The sequence below is a fragment of the Nostoc paludosum FACHB-159 genome (genome assembly GCF_014698835.1).
In the GTDB taxonomy this organism is placed as follows: Bacteria; Cyanobacteriota; Cyanobacteriia; order Cyanobacteriales; family Nostocaceae; genus Nostoc; species Nostoc paludosum.
The window spans coordinates 44,990-62,082 of record NZ_JACJTU010000044.1; the positions used below are offsets into that span (position 1 = coordinate 44,990).

12 protein-coding genes are annotated in these 17,093 nt (G+C 42.2%); 5 read left to right on the forward strand and 7 right to left on the reverse strand.

Annotated features, from left to right (window positions below; genetic code table 11):
• Positions 1–132: 132 nt before the first annotated feature.
• The 4 genes from H6H03_RS30240 to H6H03_RS30255 all read right to left on the reverse strand — a co-directional run bounded on the left by H6H03_RS30240 (position 133) and on the right by H6H03_RS30255 (position 7,539).
• Positions 133–942 carry a DUF928 domain-containing protein gene (locus tag H6H03_RS30240; RefSeq protein ID WP_190958740.1) on the reverse strand — a complete coding sequence of 270 codons (810 nt, stop codon included), beginning with the start codon at positions 940–942 and terminating at the stop codon, positions 133–135.
• 173 nt (positions 943–1,115) lie between these two features.
• Positions 1,116–3,509, reverse strand: coding sequence for a CHASE2 domain-containing protein (locus H6H03_RS30245; RefSeq protein WP_190958741.1), 2,394 nt, complete (start codon positions 3,507–3,509; stop codon positions 1,116–1,118).
• Between the two features lie 47 nt (positions 3,510–3,556).
• On the reverse strand, positions 3,557–5,905 hold the full coding sequence (locus H6H03_RS30250; protein ID WP_190958742.1) for a two-partner secretion domain-containing protein: 2,349 nt from the start codon (positions 5,903–5,905) through the stop codon (positions 3,557–3,559).
• A gap of 527 nt (positions 5,906–6,432) precedes the next feature.
• On the reverse strand, positions 6,433–7,539 hold the full coding sequence (locus tag H6H03_RS30255; RefSeq protein ID WP_190958753.1) for a calcium-binding protein: 1,107 nt from the start codon (positions 7,537–7,539) through the stop codon (positions 6,433–6,435).
• A 322-nt stretch (positions 7,540–7,861) separates the two neighbouring features.
• Here H6H03_RS30255 and H6H03_RS30260 point away from each other — a divergent pair, with 322 nt between their 5' ends.
• The 4 genes from H6H03_RS30260 (at position 7,862) to H6H03_RS30275 (ending at position 13,328) form a co-directional block, all read left to right on the forward strand.
• A complete protein-coding gene (locus H6H03_RS30260; RefSeq protein WP_190958743.1) occupies positions 7,862–9,085 on the forward strand; it encodes a sigma-70 family RNA polymerase sigma factor in 1,224 nt (407 codons plus the stop codon).
• A gap of 86 nt (positions 9,086–9,171) precedes the next feature.
• Positions 9,172–10,323 carry a DUF1822 family protein gene (locus tag H6H03_RS30265; RefSeq protein ID WP_190958744.1) on the forward strand — a complete coding sequence of 384 codons (1,152 nt, stop codon included), beginning with the start codon at positions 9,172–9,174 and terminating at the stop codon, positions 10,321–10,323.
• Positions 10,324–10,342: 19 nt separating this feature from the next.
• Positions 10,343–12,928, forward strand: coding sequence for a CHAT domain-containing protein (locus tag H6H03_RS30270; RefSeq protein WP_190958754.1), 2,586 nt, complete (start codon positions 10,343–10,345; stop codon positions 12,926–12,928).
• 214 nt (positions 12,929–13,142) lie between these two features.
• On the forward strand, positions 13,143–13,328 hold the full coding sequence (locus tag H6H03_RS30275) for a hypothetical protein (RefSeq protein ID WP_190958745.1): 186 nt from the start codon (positions 13,143–13,145) through the stop codon (positions 13,326–13,328).
• Between the two features lie 15 nt (positions 13,329–13,343).
• On the opposite strand, the gene H6H03_RS30280 is transcribed toward H6H03_RS30275, so the two are convergent.
• The 3 genes from H6H03_RS30280 to H6H03_RS30290 form a co-directional block, all read right to left on the reverse strand.
• The gene (locus H6H03_RS30280) at positions 13,344–14,336 is read right to left on the reverse strand and encodes a cyclase family protein (protein WP_190958746.1); all 993 of its coding nucleotides are present in this window, start codon (positions 14,334–14,336) and stop codon (positions 13,344–13,346) included.
• A 479-nt stretch (positions 14,337–14,815) separates the two neighbouring features.
• Complete coding sequence (locus H6H03_RS30285; protein ID WP_190958747.1) at positions 14,816–15,268, reverse strand: Hsp20/alpha crystallin family protein; 453 nt, start codon at positions 15,266–15,268, stop codon at positions 14,816–14,818.
• Positions 15,269–15,660: 392 nt separating this feature from the next.
• Positions 15,661–15,912 (reverse strand): DnaB-like helicase N-terminal domain-containing protein, encoded by a 252-nt coding sequence (locus H6H03_RS30290; RefSeq protein WP_190958755.1) that lies wholly within the window; start codon positions 15,910–15,912, stop codon positions 15,661–15,663.
• 64 nt (positions 15,913–15,976) lie between these two features.
• Here H6H03_RS30290 and H6H03_RS30295 point away from each other — a divergent pair, with 64 nt between their 5' ends.
• Complete coding sequence (locus H6H03_RS30295; RefSeq protein ID WP_190958748.1) at positions 15,977–16,957, forward strand: phosphate/phosphite/phosphonate ABC transporter substrate-binding protein; 981 nt, start codon at positions 15,977–15,979, stop codon at positions 16,955–16,957.
• Positions 16,958–17,093 lie beyond the last annotated feature (136 nt).

Below are 17,093 nucleotides of genomic sequence, written 5' to 3' on the forward strand. Positions count from 1 at the left end.
GCCTGCTAGAAAGTCAAACGATTCCGGCAGAATTCGCCGTCGTCACATTTCACCCCACGCGATCGCCATTACTTCTCTGCAAGACCACAATATATCGTGCCCCTAGCCATGTACTTTGTAGATAAAGCTTTTTTAATTTTGAATTGATATTAGGGGCTGTTGTGCTAATTTTTCTAGACCTACTGACTTGAGTAAACTTGTCCAGTCAGCCATAACAGATGCATCTTTTGGCTTGTCTAAACGAAGTTTTGCCATACTATTTAAAGCATCGTGCCAAATGCCATTTTCTGCATACAGTACTACTTGCTGCTGAGGTGTTGCCTGCTTGATAGCTTCTGCAAGGCTAGAAGTAGGTTTAACTCTTTCCACCCATCCCTCAACATATTCTAATTCTGCTGGTTGTTGGTTGTTGCAGTTGACTTTCACTTTGAAGAACCAGTGGTACATTTTGCCCACTTCTAAAGCTGTAGTAGTTTCTGGCAAACTAACACTAATAATTCCTGGATTCGATGGGGAATTTATCGCTGTTCGGTATATAGTTTGACTCGGTTTATTAGACTCATCTTTAATGACAAACTCGATCGCTGCGATCGATGATTTGTTATATGGAACAAAAAACCAAAATGTCGGATGTGTAACAGTTGTTAAACCCCAAACTTTGGTAACAGAAATTGCTTGTTTTTGCTCTTGTTTTACAGCTTGCTCATAAACGGGAACTAGTGCCATGAGAGATTCATTGCCGCTACCGCATCCACGACTAGCTGCTCCTCCGCGATCGCCTGCTGCTCCTCGGTCGGGTGGTGGTGGTGGTGAGGTAAACTGGATCGAGGCGGTTTTTAAACCGACTGGCAATGCCCAAAGTGCTGGACAATAGACGATGCTACTCAATAAAGTTACACTCAATGCAGCAGTTAATTGGATTTTTTGCCAATAGTTTTTCATTTGTCAAAAGTCAAGCGTTAATAGTTAAAAACATTTCCTAAGTTGGAATTTCCTGAAAATTCTATAGATGTTTCTGCGGCTTTTACCTCTTCACTCCTGCCTCCTGCCTCCTGCCTCCTACCTCCTACCTCCTACCTCCTGCCTCCGGCCTTCTGCCTCCTGCCTCCTGCCTCCTACCTCCTGCCTCCTACCTCCTGCCTCCTGCCTCCTGCCTCCTGCCTCCTGCCTTCTTCAATTCCCCTTGAGCTAGGATTTAAAAAAACTACTACACTAACAGCACTACTTCCTAAGGCTAGAACTGCTGGAACTAGAGGAATCCAACCGCTAAATAAAATTAAAAATATTAGGCAACTACTATACAAAACAACGAATGCAATTAGCACTGTCACAACTAAGTAACCTACTTTTGGAATATACCAGGCAAGCAAACACCCAATTACAGACCAAAACCAAATCCAAATCGCCTCACTCCATATTGACCAACTCCAAAGTAGAGGTCGCCCATCTAGGGCTGCACTTAGCAGTTGGCTGACCATTTGTGCTTGCAGAATAACTCCTGAGATAACTTGCGAGTTTTCTTGCAAGATGAAAGGAGTTTGCCACTCGTCATGAAAACTTTCTGCTGTTGTACCAATGAGAATTATTTTGCCTTTCACTGCTGCGGCATTGAGTTTACCTGCGATCGCATCTTGTAATGTAATCTGGGGTGCGATGGCGTTTGGTGATGGAGATGAGCGGTAATTGAGTAAAATTTGGTGTCCCAAAGCATCAATCCCTTGGTAACCTCCGGTATGTGCTTCTAATGGCTTAAATCTCAGCTTTCCTAATTGCCACATCCCATCTGGAGTAAATTCCAATTTCATGCCTTTGTTATATAGATAACGCAATGCTAGCTGTACGCTCAAAGAATAAGATGCCTGACAAGGAGATACAGGAGGGGGAGTTAAGGCTAGATAATGGCGACGCACTATATTATCTGCATCTGTGAGCGTATTACTAAACCCCAAATTTTTGAGCGGGACTTGTTTTGGCGGTGCAATGCCAGATTTTCCGGTTTGGGGATTGCTAACTCGACAAACATTCACAAAGCGATCGCTTTCAACCATCCATTTCTGCAACTGAGGATAATCCTTATTTACCCCACTATCACGGTATATATCTAAACCAATAGCTTGCGGTTGATAAATTGCTAATTTTTCTAATAATTGAGCGAGTGATTTATCAGACAGAGAACCACGCCGTTCTAATGCTGGCTGTGCTTCTACGTCTTCTTCTGTAATAGTTATAACTAGTAGACGTGAATCAGGTTTTTCTTGAGGACGCGATCGCAATAATTGGTCAAAGGCGCTAAGTTCTAAAGGTTGCAATACGCCGAGATACCGCACTCCCATCAACAGTCCAGCGATCGCCATACTCAAAAATAACATGAGTGAGAAACCCAAACGATGCGTTACAGTTTTTACAGGCTTAGGGATATTAGCTGGATTTTTCAAAAATTCATGCCAAGTCAAAGGCATCTCCGCCGGATTTTGGCAAATCACAGGTAACCAAGTGGCACAGGGAAATTGATTTTCCAATGCTTGTAACCTTTCCCGTGCCTGTCTAACAGCCAAATACAAAGATTCACCCTCTGCGAAGGCTGCCAAAAAGTACTTTAAAAACTGCTCTGCCACGCGATCTGGTACTGGTTCGCGCATGACAATGATTTGCGGAATATGTAAATCTGCAAACTCCCAAGCCAATCCCAAGCCATCGCAGGAATTAAAAATCGCTAACTGTAGACCTCGTTGTACTGCTTTTTTCAACGCATACTTTAACTGACTAACCGTTAAACTCTCAGTTTGATTGATGTAGATTTTCCCTGTGAGATTGGCTTCCACTGTCGAACTATGTCCGGCAAAAAATAGAATCTGCCAATGCTGCTCCCATAATCGATCCGTCAGGTCTTGGGATTGGGGTTCTACTAAAAAGGTGATGTCTGCATTCGGTAACAACTCCAGCAATTTTTTGTCTGCTTGTGTATCTATTCCTTGACTGTTACCTAAAATTGCTAAGATTTTAACGCGATCGCTTGTATTGGTGACTCGGTTTACCTGTTCGTAAGCGGGCGCACTCAAAGCTATTTCGGCATCAGGATAACGCTCTAATAAATCCCAAAGATGCCAAGGAAGTTTTTGTAATCGTAAGTCTTTGGTTTGTAAAAGTACGCGAATTTTATCCGTAGATAGGAGTTTTTCTAGACATTTTTCGCGGATGGGACGAAAACCATCGGAGGATAGCCAAGTATTAAAACTGGCTTTTAATTCCTCCGTAACCTGTTGACAATCTTCTAGGCTAGGGGCTGGGATGATTTGTTTTGGTAAAGCAATAGGGCGAGATGGCAACTTTAAATTACGATAAATCGATTGCCACCTGTGGTAGTTACGAGGGATTTCGGGACTAGGAGGAAGTTGGCCTGTTATTTCCACAATTGGTCTAGCATTTTCGTCGCCAATTTGGATAGTGACAGGAAATCCCTGCTCAAAACTTCCTTCTCCTATCTTTAAAACGACTAATTTACTTACCATTTTGAAATAAAAATAATGTGGTTCGCTTACCTGAAATAAGCTGTAAATTATTGACTACAGGGAATGCGATAGGGAGTGGAATAATTAGTTTGTGGAGCTTGAGCCACAAGCATGATATCACCGCGATCGCTTGTTATCCATTCTTGAGCTTCTACAATTGGTTGAGGTTCTGGTATTTCCTCGGTAATTTTATTTGTTGTAGCTACTGGCAAATTTACCCAATTTGTAATCACTGCCCGCCCCCGCAATGGTTCATCAGGACTTAAAGGTAATCCACCCCGTCCTGTGGCGATAAAACGACCGGCTGTTTGTCCTCTGGCAGAACAGCTTTGAGTTATTTTTTGAGAAGCATCAACGAAGTTTGCAGGTAACTCTACTAAGCCACGACTAGGATCTACATCTGGTGTGTTAACAGTTACAAATCCTTGAATACCAAATCGCGAACTGGCAGTAATATCGCTTAGTAATGTTGTGCTTTGTTGAGGTAGAATCCCGAAAACGCTGTTAGCTGTAATGTCCACTCTGCCACCGTTACCAGTAAAAGCATTGGCGGTGATGTCACTATCTTCTTGAAGAACAGCAGCAATAAATGGACTGTTGATAATAATGTTACCGCCATCGCCACCAAAGCGATCGTTACCTGCATTAGTGGAAATTCGGCTTTTCTGGCGTAGTAATAATAATTCTTGCAACTGTAATCTAATATCCCCACCTTGCCCGGAGAAGCTAGCTGCGCTAATTTGTCCCTCGTTATCGAGAAAGATATTTCGGGCTATAACATCCAATTCACCTGCACCTTGAGCGTTGGGAGATTCACTTCTACTAGTAACAGTGACTATTGCACCATTTGTCACACTCAGCTGCCCAGTGGTGATTTTCAGGTTTCCCCCTTTACCTGTGGGCACTATAGACTCACCATTACGGCTGATTTCCCTAGAATTAGCGCCGACTTCAGCTACTATTCTGCTAAGCAACTCACCATTTCTACTTCTACCAATTACTTTCACTCCATTTAAAGCATTGATTTCAATTTCTCCGCCATTACCAGCCCCAAAGGTAGAAGCGGATAACTCGGCTCCATCTTGGATAGTCAAATTTTGAGTATTAATTGTCAATTTGCCAGCATTTCCTCTGCCTCTAGTTTGCACAGATAATCCACTAGAACGTAGCCCTCCCATTGCGGTGAAAGTGCCAATTAATTCTACAGAATCAGAGGCGTTGACAGTAATATTTCCTCCCACCCCATTAATAGAACTAGCTGATATTCGTCCTCCATCACGAACAATTAATCGCCGAGTATTAATTGTGAGTTCTCCAGGTATATTCCCTGCTGCTCGATTGTCAGTAGCGAAGGAAGTGGGATTTCGACGGTTATCTTGAGGATTATCTGCTGTGGTTCCACTTAATTCCACCAATTCGGAAGCTGTTAGTGTCAACTTTCCCCCCGGTGCAGAATTCAAGCTAGTGGTTTCAATTTGAGAACCACCCTGTAGCGTTATCCGTTTTCCTCGAATTTGAATTTCACCACCACTAGAGCCACTTGCATCTATGGTTGTCGCTTTCAATAGCTGAATATCTTGAAAGTTGCTAATACCTTCATAACCCAAGGAAAAGCCTTTAGCTACGGGATTCAAGCTAACTGTACCAGTTCCAACGCTACCTACTTCAATTCTGCCGCCAGCTGTCTTGAGTGTCCCACCTTCAAAGGTGACATCGCCGCCAACCAAGGCCAAGGTTTGATTAGTTGGGACGCGCAAAGCTTCATTAGTATCAATTACAGGGGAGTCTTGATTTCTGATACCCCTACCATTTCCTTGCACTAAAATTTTTCCTGGAGAATCTCCTAATTGCAATCCAATCGGTGCAGTAATAGTTAATAGTGGTGTGGTGTTAGATGCATTTGTACCAAAGCGAATATTATCAGCAAAAATCACGCTATTAGCAGTACTAGCGACAAACGATCCTGCAATATCTAATCTGGCGTTCCGTCCAAAAATTATGCCATTGGGATTGAGAAAAAATAGATTTGCTGGGCCATCGACTCCCAAAGTACCGAGAATTTGAGAGATGTTATTGCCTGTAACTCTGGTGAAAATATTAGTAATTCCTGTGGGATTGCCAAAATAAACTCGCCCAGATTCCTTGACATTGAATTCTCGGAAACTGTGAAATAAATTAGCATCGCGAATTGCGCCGCCATCAATGCGGTCTGCGGGAAGTCCTTTAATATTGATATTGGGAGTAATATTTGAAGGAGATTCGCCTAATGTCTCATCGGGGATAATCTGAGCAGATGCATGATTTCCACAATAAAATATGGCAGAGGCAAAAACTCCAGCAAGGCTGAAAACACTTACATACCTGAAAAATTTAATTTTATCTCCTTTAGTTTTCATATCAAAGCCAACCTCACCAGTTATTGATTTACACGCCCAGCAGTATTGCAACAGCTGAATGAACTTGATATCTGGCTAATTGACACCAGATTTCAGGAGTTAGAAATAGAATAGTTTCTGGGGGTAAGTGCCAGACTAACTTAGAATCCACTGTAATTTACTCACAGATGCTATCTAAATAGAAGTTAAATTTTATAATCTTAAAACAATTGCCATGTTTTCTATGCTAAGAACTGTTAAATAACAATTTAGGCGTTGCAGAATCAGAATATGAAATGCCAAAATTAACTTTCCTTTTCTTTGTACCTTTGCGCCTTTGCGACTTTGCGTGAGACAAATTCATATTTTCAATCAGCAACGCCACAATTTAAATATAAAATCGAGGGGGTTCAGATCCCCGACTTTTCAAAGAAGTCGGGGATTTTGTTGTTTTAAATACTTAAGAAAGGTGCATTACGCAAGACGCTAACGCACCTACAAATACTTAATTTTGTTCAGAAAACAAACCTGATTGCTACAGTCCTGTTTTAAACCAAATTGATGTCAAGACTAGGAATAAATCCGATTCCTAAGTTGGGTTGAAGAGATGCAAATTGCACCGCTCCGACACCATCATATGGAGATTGGTCAAAATACAAAGCACCTGTGCTGTTGTTATAACTAAACTGATTGGTAGAACTGGCACCAAATCCAATTTTAGAAATCTGAATTTTATCTCCTTCAAAGTACTTAAAGTCTGCAATGTAATCAAGTCCATCATACAGAGTGTCGAAGACAAATGTATCGGCTCCAGTTCCTCCTACAAGGTAATCGTAATCTTTACGACCATTTAAGATATCATTGCCATCTCCTCCGTAGAGAGCGTCATTGCCTTCGCCGCCATTGAGGAAATCATTGCCACTGTCGCCGAAAAGAATATCGTTATCGCCCTGACCTAAGAGAACATCATTGTCACTACCGCCATAGATAGTATCTCTGCCGGTGCCTCCCAAGAGAGAGTCATTGCCGCTGCCGCCATTTAGATAGTCATCTAAAGCCCCAGCATTCAACGTATCGTTGCCACCATTACCGTATAGAGTATCAGTGGTGTTGTTGAAGACAAAATTGTCGGCGCTGTTACTGCCTTTGAAGGAAACTTTTTCGATATTATTGTAGGAAAAGCTGTAGGCGCCGGTGACGTTCGAGTAGTCGGCTACGAGTAAATCGACTCCGTTGCCGCCATCTATATAATCATTAAGTCCAGACCCAGGATTGAGGGTATCGTTGCCATCTCCTCCGTAGAGAACGTCGCTACCACTACCACCGTTGAGATAATCATCCAAAGATCCTGCGTTTAAGGTATCATTGCCACCATTACCGTATAAGGTATCATAAGTGTTGTTTAAGCTAACACTATCGGCGCTGTTGCTACCTTTGAACAAAACTTGTTCGATATTAGCGATGGAAAAGCTGTAGGGAGTGCTGACATTAGTGTAGTCAGCTACGAGTAAGTCGAATCCTGTACCGCCATCTATATAATCATTAAGTCCAGACCCAGGATTTAGGGTATCGTTTCCTGCTAGTCCATAGATACTATCAGTATTAGCAGTACCAATAATGTTGTCATTCCAGTTACTTCCAAATAAGAGAGCCATTTGAATTATTCCTTTGAGTAAAAGTTAAAGATTGTGTTGTTTAGTTTTAGCAAGTTATATCTGGCGTAATATTTCATCAGATAAAGACCAATTAGAAGTCTGCTTTTAGACTTGAGCTAAGTGCATCTCTCTCCCTGCTGAGCGTATGTACGATGGGTTTTGTTTTTTATGCACGCCAAGCAGAAATTTTTTTTGGAAATGGGAGACGCGATGAATCATAGACGCGATGAATCGCGTCTCTACAAGGGGTCGATCGCCTGAACGTAAAAATCACTTATGCTTAAATAGGTAATTTTCAACGCTCAACAACAGCAAGTATTCCATGCAACCGCGTCAGGGCATTGTTGAAATTTTTTCTACGTTTGTGCAATTTGATGTAGAGCAATTTAGTGGTTGGGTAACAGATGCTAAACTGCGACGCAGTATTAAAAATTGCCTGGAACAGTCTCCGAAACAAGAATCAGATAGGTTTTGGGCAATTTATTGGTATAATATTTGGCACAATCAACCCAGTTCTCTAGCTGTGGGACATCTTTGTGCTTATTTACAAGAGGTGTGTTACTGGGTTGCGAGAAAATTAGCCCTCAATTTTAAGACGCAGTTATCTGTAAGTGACTGCTTCCAGGTGGCGATCGCTAATGTGCCAAAAATCCTGAAAAGTTTCAACCCTGAATATAGTTCGCATTTAAAGAACTATGCACAATTAGCTTTTGAGCGGGTTCTCAAGGATGCAATCCGTTTACGCCAGGAAGCAGACATTTGCTCGGACTGGGCACTGTTGCATAAACTCAGCCGCAAACGATTAGTAAATTCATTACAAAATTCCGGCTTTAACTCTCAAAACATCGAGACTCATGTTTTAGCCTGGGAATGTTTTAAGGAACTTCACACTGCTGGTAACACAAAAATTCGCCAGCTTAACCAACCAAATGCTGTAACTTGGCAAGCAATTACTGAGCTTTACAATGCCGAACGTTTGAAGCAATTGAGTTCGCCCACTCCCGCAGTCAACGAGCAAACTATTGAAAAATGGCTATTATCCTCTGCCAAAGCCGCCCGCGCCTTCCTTTACCCCAAGATGGTTTCCGCAGACGCTCCTCTCAAGGACTCAGAGGATAGTAATTTATTAGATATATTATCTAAGGATGACCAAACAACTGGACTTACAGAACTTCTCGAACAGGAAGAAGCGGCGAATGTACGATCGCAGCAACATCAATTAAACCAAGTTTTACAGCAAGCGATCGCTGCCCTGGATACTCAATCACAAAAATTACTCGAAGGTTACTACATTCAGCAACTCACGCAACAAGAAATTGCCACACAGCTAAACATCAAACAATACAATGTCTCCCGGAAATTGAGCAGTATTAAAAAATCATTACTGCTGACTGTTACCCAGTGGAGTCAAAATACTTTGCATATTTCCCTGAAATCCAACGTAATAGAAGACATAAATACAGGCTTGGAGGAATGGCTCAAAGTCGAGTGGGGCGGAGGGGCAGAGGGGCAGAGGGGCAGAGGGGACAAGGGGAATAAATCCTAACTCCCAACTCCTAACTCCTAACTCCCAACTCCTAACTCCCAACTCCTAACTCCCAACGCCTAACGGTTCTTGATTAATTACCCATTATGTTCTACGCACCTGATTCATTGACCATTGACTCACACCAGTTGTACCTAGAAATTCCCGCATCTTCACAGGTACAAGAGCCGCTGTACTCGACGGCTGGTGGTTGTGAACGCGCTAGAATTAATCAACTTTGTCTACAAGCATTTTTACCTTGGTTTTGCGAAGAAATCGCGCCAGAAGCAAAAATTTATCCTAACTCTGCTGCATTACCCAGTTTTTGGGAGGTAGTTAATGGGAGTGCGATCGCTTTTGCTGGTTTTCGCCTTGTATTGATTCCTACTTTAGCGGTTGATGATGATGAATTGCGGGTGCAGCAAGAATGGGTAGATATTTCGGAGTGGGCTGCTGACTACTACGTAGGAATACAGGTAAATCCTGATGATGGTTGGATAAAAGTTATTGGCTACACCACTCATCACAATTTGAAAACCAAAGGAGTGTATGATACTGTTGACCGGACTTACAGCCTGGATGTCGAAGATTTAATTGCCGATTTGAATGTGCTGTGGGTTAGCCGTCAAGTAAATTGTGACGAAGTTTTACGCTCAGAAATTACACCTTTAGCATCTATTCCCACAACCCAAGCAGAAAACTTATTAGAACGGTTAGGCAATCCTGAGGTGAAATTTCCTCGTTTAGCTGTGCCATTTTCAGTTTGGGGTGCATTTTTGGCAAATGGCGGCTGGCGACAAAGATTATGCGATCGCCGTCAAGGTTTAGCGGAACAACAATCAATTCCCCAATGGTTCCAAACCCAAGTAACAAATTTAGCTCAGCAGTTGGGATGGGTAAAAAAGGAATTTATCTTAGCACCAGCAGGAATGAGGAGTGGAACAGAAGTTATTGGCTTGTCTCGCCAACTAACCATTGCTGGTAATACATACGAGTTACGTATTTTACCGCAAGGAGCATCTGAAGACAGGATTTGGCGCTTTGAATTACGCAGTACAATTCCTGGTGGACAAATTCCGGCTGGTTTGGCGCTGCGGCTGCTAACTGAAGACTTACAAAATTTTGAAAATAATCAAGATACGGCAACAAATCCTGTAGATGTATTGTATGTAGAAGTAATTTTGGAACCTGGAGAAGGATTGATTTGGGAAACACAACCCTTACCTGAAGATTATGACCGAGAAATTTTGCGGTTTTAATTTAAAACGCAGTAGCAAAATGTATCGCCGGCGATTCCGTCGTACAATCTCTAGGCTGATTTTCTTCTTGCTGGTGTTGGTAACAGCATTTTTGTGTGTTATTGGTACTCCTGTCAGTGCCAAAATGCCAATGCTACCTTTGCTGGCTCTTGATGTCCAAAGGGCTGATTTGCTTGAACAAGGGAAAATGCTCTATGATGCTGGACGATTTGCGGAATCTGTAGAGAGATTGCAACAAGCAGCGATCGCTTTTCGCAACCAAGGTAATGGACTTGGGCAAGCTGTGGCATTAAGTAATTTGGCGTTGGCATATCAACAATTGGGCAAATTGAAACCAGCACAGCAGGTAATTACTGAAAGTATGAAAGTGCTGGAAAGAAGCCCAGAAAATGCACAGAAGGTTTTAGCACCGATTCTAGATATTCAAGGAAGTATTCAATTAGACTTAGGAAAAACTCAACAGGCATTGCAAACTTGGCAACGTGCCGAAGGAATTTATCAGCAATTAGGCGATCGCAATGGTATTATCCAGACTCGCATCAACCAAGCACAAGCATGGCAAGTTTTGGGATTTTATCGTCGCAGTTTAACATTATTGACACAATTGCAAGAGGAGTTACGATCGCAACCCGATTCGATTACCAAAGTTGTAGAATTGCGATCGCTTGGAGATGCATTACAATTAGCTGGAAATTTACAACAATCTCGTCAGGTATTGCAGCAAAGTTTAGAAATTGCTCAAAAATTAAAGTCTCTGGAAAATGTCAGTGCTGCTTTGTTCAGTTTAGGCAACGGGGCGCGAGTACAGCAAGATTTAGCAAGTGCGATCGCTTTTTATCAACAAGCTGCTACTGTAGCACCTAACCCGATTATTAAAATTCAAGCTCAAATTAATCAGTTAAGTTTGCTCGTTAACAAAGGACAAGTCACAACTGCACAACAATTATTTCCTGAGATTCAAACTCAACTTGCCAATTTACCACCATCGAGCGCAACTATTTATGCCCGGATTTATCTAGTTCAAAGCTTGCTGAAATTGGGTGAACCTACTCCCTTAGTAATTGCTGAAATCTCTGCCACTGCTGTACAACAAGCTAGAGATATCGGAGATGAGCGAGCTTTAAGTTTTGCCTTGGGTACTTTGGGCAGTGTTTACGAACAAACTCAGCAATGGTCAACGGCTCAGGAACTTACCCAGCAAGCACTTGACATCGCTCAAGCTATCGATGCACCAGATATTACTTATCGTTGGCATTGGCAGTTAGGACGCTTATTAAAACAGCAGGGAAATATTTCCAGTGCGATCGCTGCTTATAATATTGCAGTTGATGAGTTGCAGACTCTCCGCAGCGACTTGGTAGCTGTAAACCGCGATGTGCAATTCTCGTTTAAAGAAAGTGTCGAACCTGTTTATCGACAATCAGTAGAATTATTATTGCAGTCCTACCAAAGCGATCGTAGGGAAGAAAACTTAGACAAAGCTAGGCAGAGGATGGAAGCACTGCAACTAGCAGAATTAGACGACTTTTTTAGAGAAGCTTGTCTGCAAGGGAAAACTGTTCTGTTGGATACAGTGGTAGACCGAGAAAATCCCACAACAGCAATTATCTATCCTATTATTCTGCCTCAGCAATTACACGTAATTGTTAAAATTCCCAAACAACCCCTGTACCATTATGCAATTGATAAATCACAAGCTGAAGTAGAAGATACCCTCAAGCAAATCCGGGAGTATATCGTCCAACCTGACAGAACCGAGGAAGTAGAATTACTGTCTCAACAAGTATATAACTGGTTAATTAAACCTGTTGAATCTGATTTAAAAAACAGTAAAGTCGATACCTTAGTATTGGTACTGGATGGAGCATTACGAAATATCCCAATAGCTGCTTTGTATGATGGTCAGCAATATTTAGTGGAAAAGTATGCAGTTGCTCTGAGTTTGGGATTGCAATTGATTGAATCCAAACCCATAACCCAAACAAAACTCAACGTTCTAGCTGCTGGATTAGTAGAACCGCCACTAGGCTTTCAACAGCAATTTCGCCCACTGCCAGAAATTAAGTCAGAATTCAATTTTATTTCCCAAGCAGGAGTGACTACCACCGAATTATTAGATCGGCAATTCAATAGTAAAAATTTAGAAAATAAGGTGAATACCACGCCGTTTAACATATTACATCTGGCAACTCACGGTCAATTTAGTTCTCGTGCAGAAGATACTTTTATACTTGCTGCCGATGGGCCGATTAATGTTACCCAGTTTGATAGTTTGTTGCGTCGTCGAGATGAAACTCAAACACAAAGCTTAGAAATGTTGGTTTTAAGTGCTTGCCAAACTGCTGTTGGTGATAATCGCGCTACACTAGGGCTGGCAGGTGCATCCGTGAAGGCAGGAGCGCGTAGTACTTTAGCTTCACTGTGGCATATTAATGATAAATCCACTGCTATTTTAATTGGTGAGTTCTACCGTGAGTTAGCTAAAGCTAAAGTAACAAAAGCAGAAGCTTTGCGCCGCGCTCAGGTGGCTTTGTTAAAAAACTATCCCAATTACAACCGTCCAATTTTTTGGGCACCCTATGTATTAGTTGGCCAGTGGCGTTGATTTGGAAATCCTCACCGTAGTCTTAAAAGGGGGAAACTTCTAAAGCCACGCCACTTGCTCCAAGTCGGGAAACCCGCCCACCGCAGTGGCTCCCCTTTTTAAGGGGGTTGGGGGATCTGAGTGCGTAAGTCCTGGTCTTAATCCCACTGTCTGGTTGTGAAGGAGAGCGATCGCTGCCTTTTTTCTAACTTTAGTATTTATGTACTATATTTAGATGCGTTCGCCCTGCTTATATGTCGAGGATTATGGAGCAGCTGTAGGGGGCGAGGAAGCGATCGCTTCTCTATTCAAGGGAGGAAAACCCAAGAGCGATGCCTATAGCGGACGGGTACGCCTGAAAGTAGACATCGCTTTTTATTCAAGCGAACCCGCAGAGCGTCTTGTAGAAAAGAAGCAATAACCCAATTACTTCATCTCACCGTACCCGTACACCCAATTTTGTATCCCAATGCAGAGGTTTATCTGCTTTTTGCAGGGGAGACTCCGGTATTTGACCTACTGAAACGCCGTATTTCCAATTTGGCGGACAGATAGCAATGTAACGTGCATAACCTCCTAAACCACCTTTGAATTTGGGATACCCAATAGAGATCAATGCCCCTGTTTCTGGTACCCGATCTAGATTTGCAACACCCTCTGCTTGGGTATATCCATTTTTCAACAGCCAAGCTTCTCCTTCCAGTGTTGGGGTGCTGTCTGTATCAAGGGGTTCGTGTCCGTGGAAAAGAATTTGGCGTTCAAGGTGCAGAAACTTTAAAGCTTCTAGCTTCACCCCAGGAAACTTAGTTCTTGTAGCTAGTTCGGTGTTTGGCCATGATGAAGACCAGTCAGAGCGAACAAACACAACTGAGCCTTGGGGAATCCTGCCATGTTTGCGTTCCCAATCCTGAATATCTTTGACACTCAAATGATAATTGGGGTCTAGAGCAACTTTATCTTGGATCGGAATTATTACTAAAGGACGAACAGCAAAGGTCGCTGGCAACTCATCGATAGCTGGATAATCAGGGCTCCAGTGAGCAGGTGGATCTAATTGGGTTCCTAGCTGATCGGTAGATAAATCGTAATGAGTTGCTTCAAACCCATCCTTTTGATAAGTGTATGGTTCACCAGTTTTTGGGTTGATGGCAGGCGCAAAATTTGATGAACCAAAACCAGACCATACAGGAATTGAAGGAGCGATGGTATGAGTCAAGTCAACATATTTGGCTTTTTTGAGTGACTGCTGATAAACTTGCCACAGGGGAGGCTCACGTAATGGCTGTACCGCGTTTACAGACACCAAACCAACACCAAACACAACTATTAAACAAACAATTCCCCAGAAAGTTTTTTGAAATGGTTGACGCAAAAATCTATCTAGTTTCTGCTTAAGATGTGTTTGGTTACATTGCGGCAGTAGTGTCATCGTGTTCTTTATTATTGCTTTTGAAGGCTCTAATTGTTTTACCACAAATTGCTACATTATTTACCCTGAAGCTCTTTCGGGGTATTGTGTCTTAGAGCATGTTTGAAAAGTCCTCTTTTTGGTAGCAAAACGTTCTAGATCTCCCTAAATCCCTCTTAAAAAGAGGGACTTTGATTTTGGTTCCCCCCTTAAAAAGGGGGGTTAGGGGGGATCGATAAAGTGCCTAAAATCACAACCAACCACTTTTCAAATAACCTCTTAGAGCAAAGCTGCTATCTCATTCCTGTTTTAAGGATTCCCCCAACCCTTAGATGTGCCAAAATACGTATATTTAAAGAGCATGAAAACCACCGACGCATCGCCCCAATTCAAGCGAGGAAAAAAGAGCGTTCGCATACAAAAAAGCCCAGTTATGAGATGACTGGGCTTTCACTATCTCAAATCAATTATTGGAGGATTCGTAGTTGCATTACAAGCAATTAGGCAGTAGGTTGTTCGAGATTAACCTTAACAACTTTGTTCTTTTCTTGTTCGGACTTAGGCAGTGTCAAATTCAAGATACCGTCTTTATAATCTGCGGTGACATTAGTATTTTGAATCCGAGCAGATAGAGGAATTACACGTTGGAATTTACCATAGTAAAATTCACTTCTTGTAGTGCCATTGTTTTCGGTTTTAGTTTCAGACTTGCGCTCACCGCTAATATGAACAGCATCTTGAGTGACTTGAATATCCAGGTCTTTAGCGTCGATTCCTGGCAGTTCTAGCAATAGATGTAGAGCATCATCAGTTTCATGCAATTCAGCAGCCGGAACTTTGATAAAATCTCTGTCAAACTGTGCAAATGGTACTCTGGTATCTCCAAGTAAGCGGTTGATGTGACGTTCTAAAGCGTTCAATTCTTGCCAGGGTTTGTAACGAACTAGTGCCATAACTCTTACTCTCTTTAAATAATTCCTGCTTAATCGTTTTGCATTTCGTTTTGTGCTTATGTATTCATAATAAGTATGGTTATAAGTCTTGTAAATTCGGTTATTCTCACCAAAGAATTGATGATTGCCGCACTAAATTAGGCAGGAAAAAATATTACGGTTTACTCTAATTTTTCAGTTCGGTAAACCAGAATAATAACTATTAATATCAATAATAATCACCTAATAAATCTGCTGTTGAAGGAGATGGTGCAGTTAAGGGGTTACTTACTTGTCAAAACAACAACACCCAAGTATCTACTAGCTTAGTTATTTCCTCACATTCATCATTCGTCTAGGGGTGTACTGATTAAATACAGTGGACAATCAGTTACAGCGTCCTCTATTTACCACTAGGAGGAAATAAAAGACCTATCAGGAATTGCTAAAGCAGGAGTGTCAACGAAGTTTAGATGCAGTAGCCCTCGCCGATCGCCAGCTCCACTTGTGCCATTGTCAGACAACCAGCCGGTGACACAAAGCAAATCCGTCGGGTTACCTTGGCTGTACAGCCTTTGTGCTGCTTGGTATATGTCCTTGTGGGCGTTGATGTTGATAAAGCATCCGCTAATATTGACTTTTATTTCTAAACGTTTTACATTCAATTATCGAGATAGTTGATATAAATTATCAAAAATACTGCTAATAGTTCCTAACGGAGATTTAAAAATGAGTGTGAGTAAAAAGGGCTTGTTAGGTACTGGCACTGCGGTTGTGGTGCTAACAAGTATGGTTGCCACCACTTTTGGGGTAATGCAGACAACGAATGCTAACTCCCTTCCTAATCAACAAGCACCACGCTTACTTGCCCAAGGTAAAAAGCTCAACAATTTAACAGTAATTTTTCCTAGCCGTTCTGACTCGACAGATTTGCAAAATAAAGCAAACGCTGTAGCCAAATTTTTGTCTAACGAGTTAAAGATTCCCGTTAAAGCGCAGATTGGTGATGATACTGCTGCTGTAGAAGCTTTAAGAGCAAATCGCGCTGATGTCGCTTTTTTAAGTAGCCGTCCAGCATTAAAGGCTGAACAATTGGCAAATGCTAAGTTGTATCTAGCAGAAGTACGAGACAATTATTCAGGCAGATACACTTACAACTCAATATTTGTCGTTCCCAACAATAGCCCTCTTAAAATTAGGAATAACGCTAAAGCTACCTTAGAACAATTGCGCGGTAAGAGAATCGCATTTACTTCTCCTACTTCTGGTTCTGGGTTTATTTTCCCAGTGAGTGAGTTAGTTAAGCAGGGATTTGTCCCCAACCGCGATCGCCTGGATGGATTCTTTGGGCAAATTGCTTACGGTGGTAATTACAGCAAAGCTTTGCAAGCAGTAGTGCGCGGACAAGCAGATGTAGCAGTTGTTTCCGAATATGCTTTGTTCCCTCCTTATATCACTCCAGAAGAAAAGAGCCAGTTAAGGATTGTGCATAAAATCTCTGGTGTTCCTGCTCACGGGATCGCCATTGATGATGATGTTCCCGTTCAAGATAGAGAAAGAGTCATCAACGCTTTACTGAAGTTAAATAACTCACAAAATAACCAACTATTACGCAATTTATATAACTCCAGTGAATTAGTCAGAGTCGATCATAACCGTCATTTAGCACCAGTTCGTGAAGCACTCTCTAGAGTGGGGATTGCGCCGTAGTCAAGGGGTGTATGGAATAAGGATGTAGGGGTGTGGGAGGTGTGGGAGGTGTGGGAGGTGTGGGAGGTGTGGGAGGTGTGGGAGGTGTGGGAGGTGTGGGAGGTGTGGGAGGTGTGGGAGGTGTGGGAGGTGTGGG

Bases quoted from the DNA above. Each gene is read 5' to 3' on its own strand.
- H6H03_RS30240 (WP_190958740.1), bottom strand. From the start codon at position 942: ATGAAAAACTATTGGCAAAAAATCCAATTAACTGCTGCATTGAGTGTA.
- H6H03_RS30285 (WP_190958747.1), bottom strand. From the start codon at position 15,268: ATGGCACTAGTTCGTTACAAACCCTGGCAAGAATTGAACGCTTTAGAA.
- H6H03_RS30250 (WP_190958742.1), bottom strand. From the start codon at position 5,905: ATGAAAACTAAAGGAGATAAAATTAAATTTTTCAGGTATGTAAGTGTT.
- H6H03_RS30270 (WP_190958754.1), top strand. From the start codon at position 10,343: ATGTATCGCCGGCGATTCCGTCGTACAATCTCTAGGCTGATTTTCTTC.
- H6H03_RS30245 (WP_190958741.1), bottom strand. From the start codon at position 3,509: ATGGTAAGTAAATTAGTCGTTTTAAAGATAGGAGAAGGAAGTTTTGAG.
- H6H03_RS30275 (WP_190958745.1), top strand. From the start codon at position 13,143: ATGCGTTCGCCCTGCTTATATGTCGAGGATTATGGAGCAGCTGTAGGG.
- H6H03_RS30265 (WP_190958744.1), top strand. From the start codon at position 9,172: ATGTTCTACGCACCTGATTCATTGACCATTGACTCACACCAGTTGTAC.
- H6H03_RS30280 (WP_190958746.1), bottom strand. From the start codon at position 14,336: ATGACACTACTGCCGCAATGTAACCAAACACATCTTAAGCAGAAACTA.
- H6H03_RS30295 (WP_190958748.1), top strand. From the start codon at position 15,977: ATGAGTGTGAGTAAAAAGGGCTTGTTAGGTACTGGCACTGCGGTTGTG.
- H6H03_RS30255 (WP_190958753.1), bottom strand. From the start codon at position 7,539: ATGGCTCTCTTATTTGGAAGTAACTGGAATGACAACATTATTGGTACT.
- H6H03_RS30260 (WP_190958743.1), top strand. From the start codon at position 7,862: ATGCAACCGCGTCAGGGCATTGTTGAAATTTTTTCTACGTTTGTGCAA.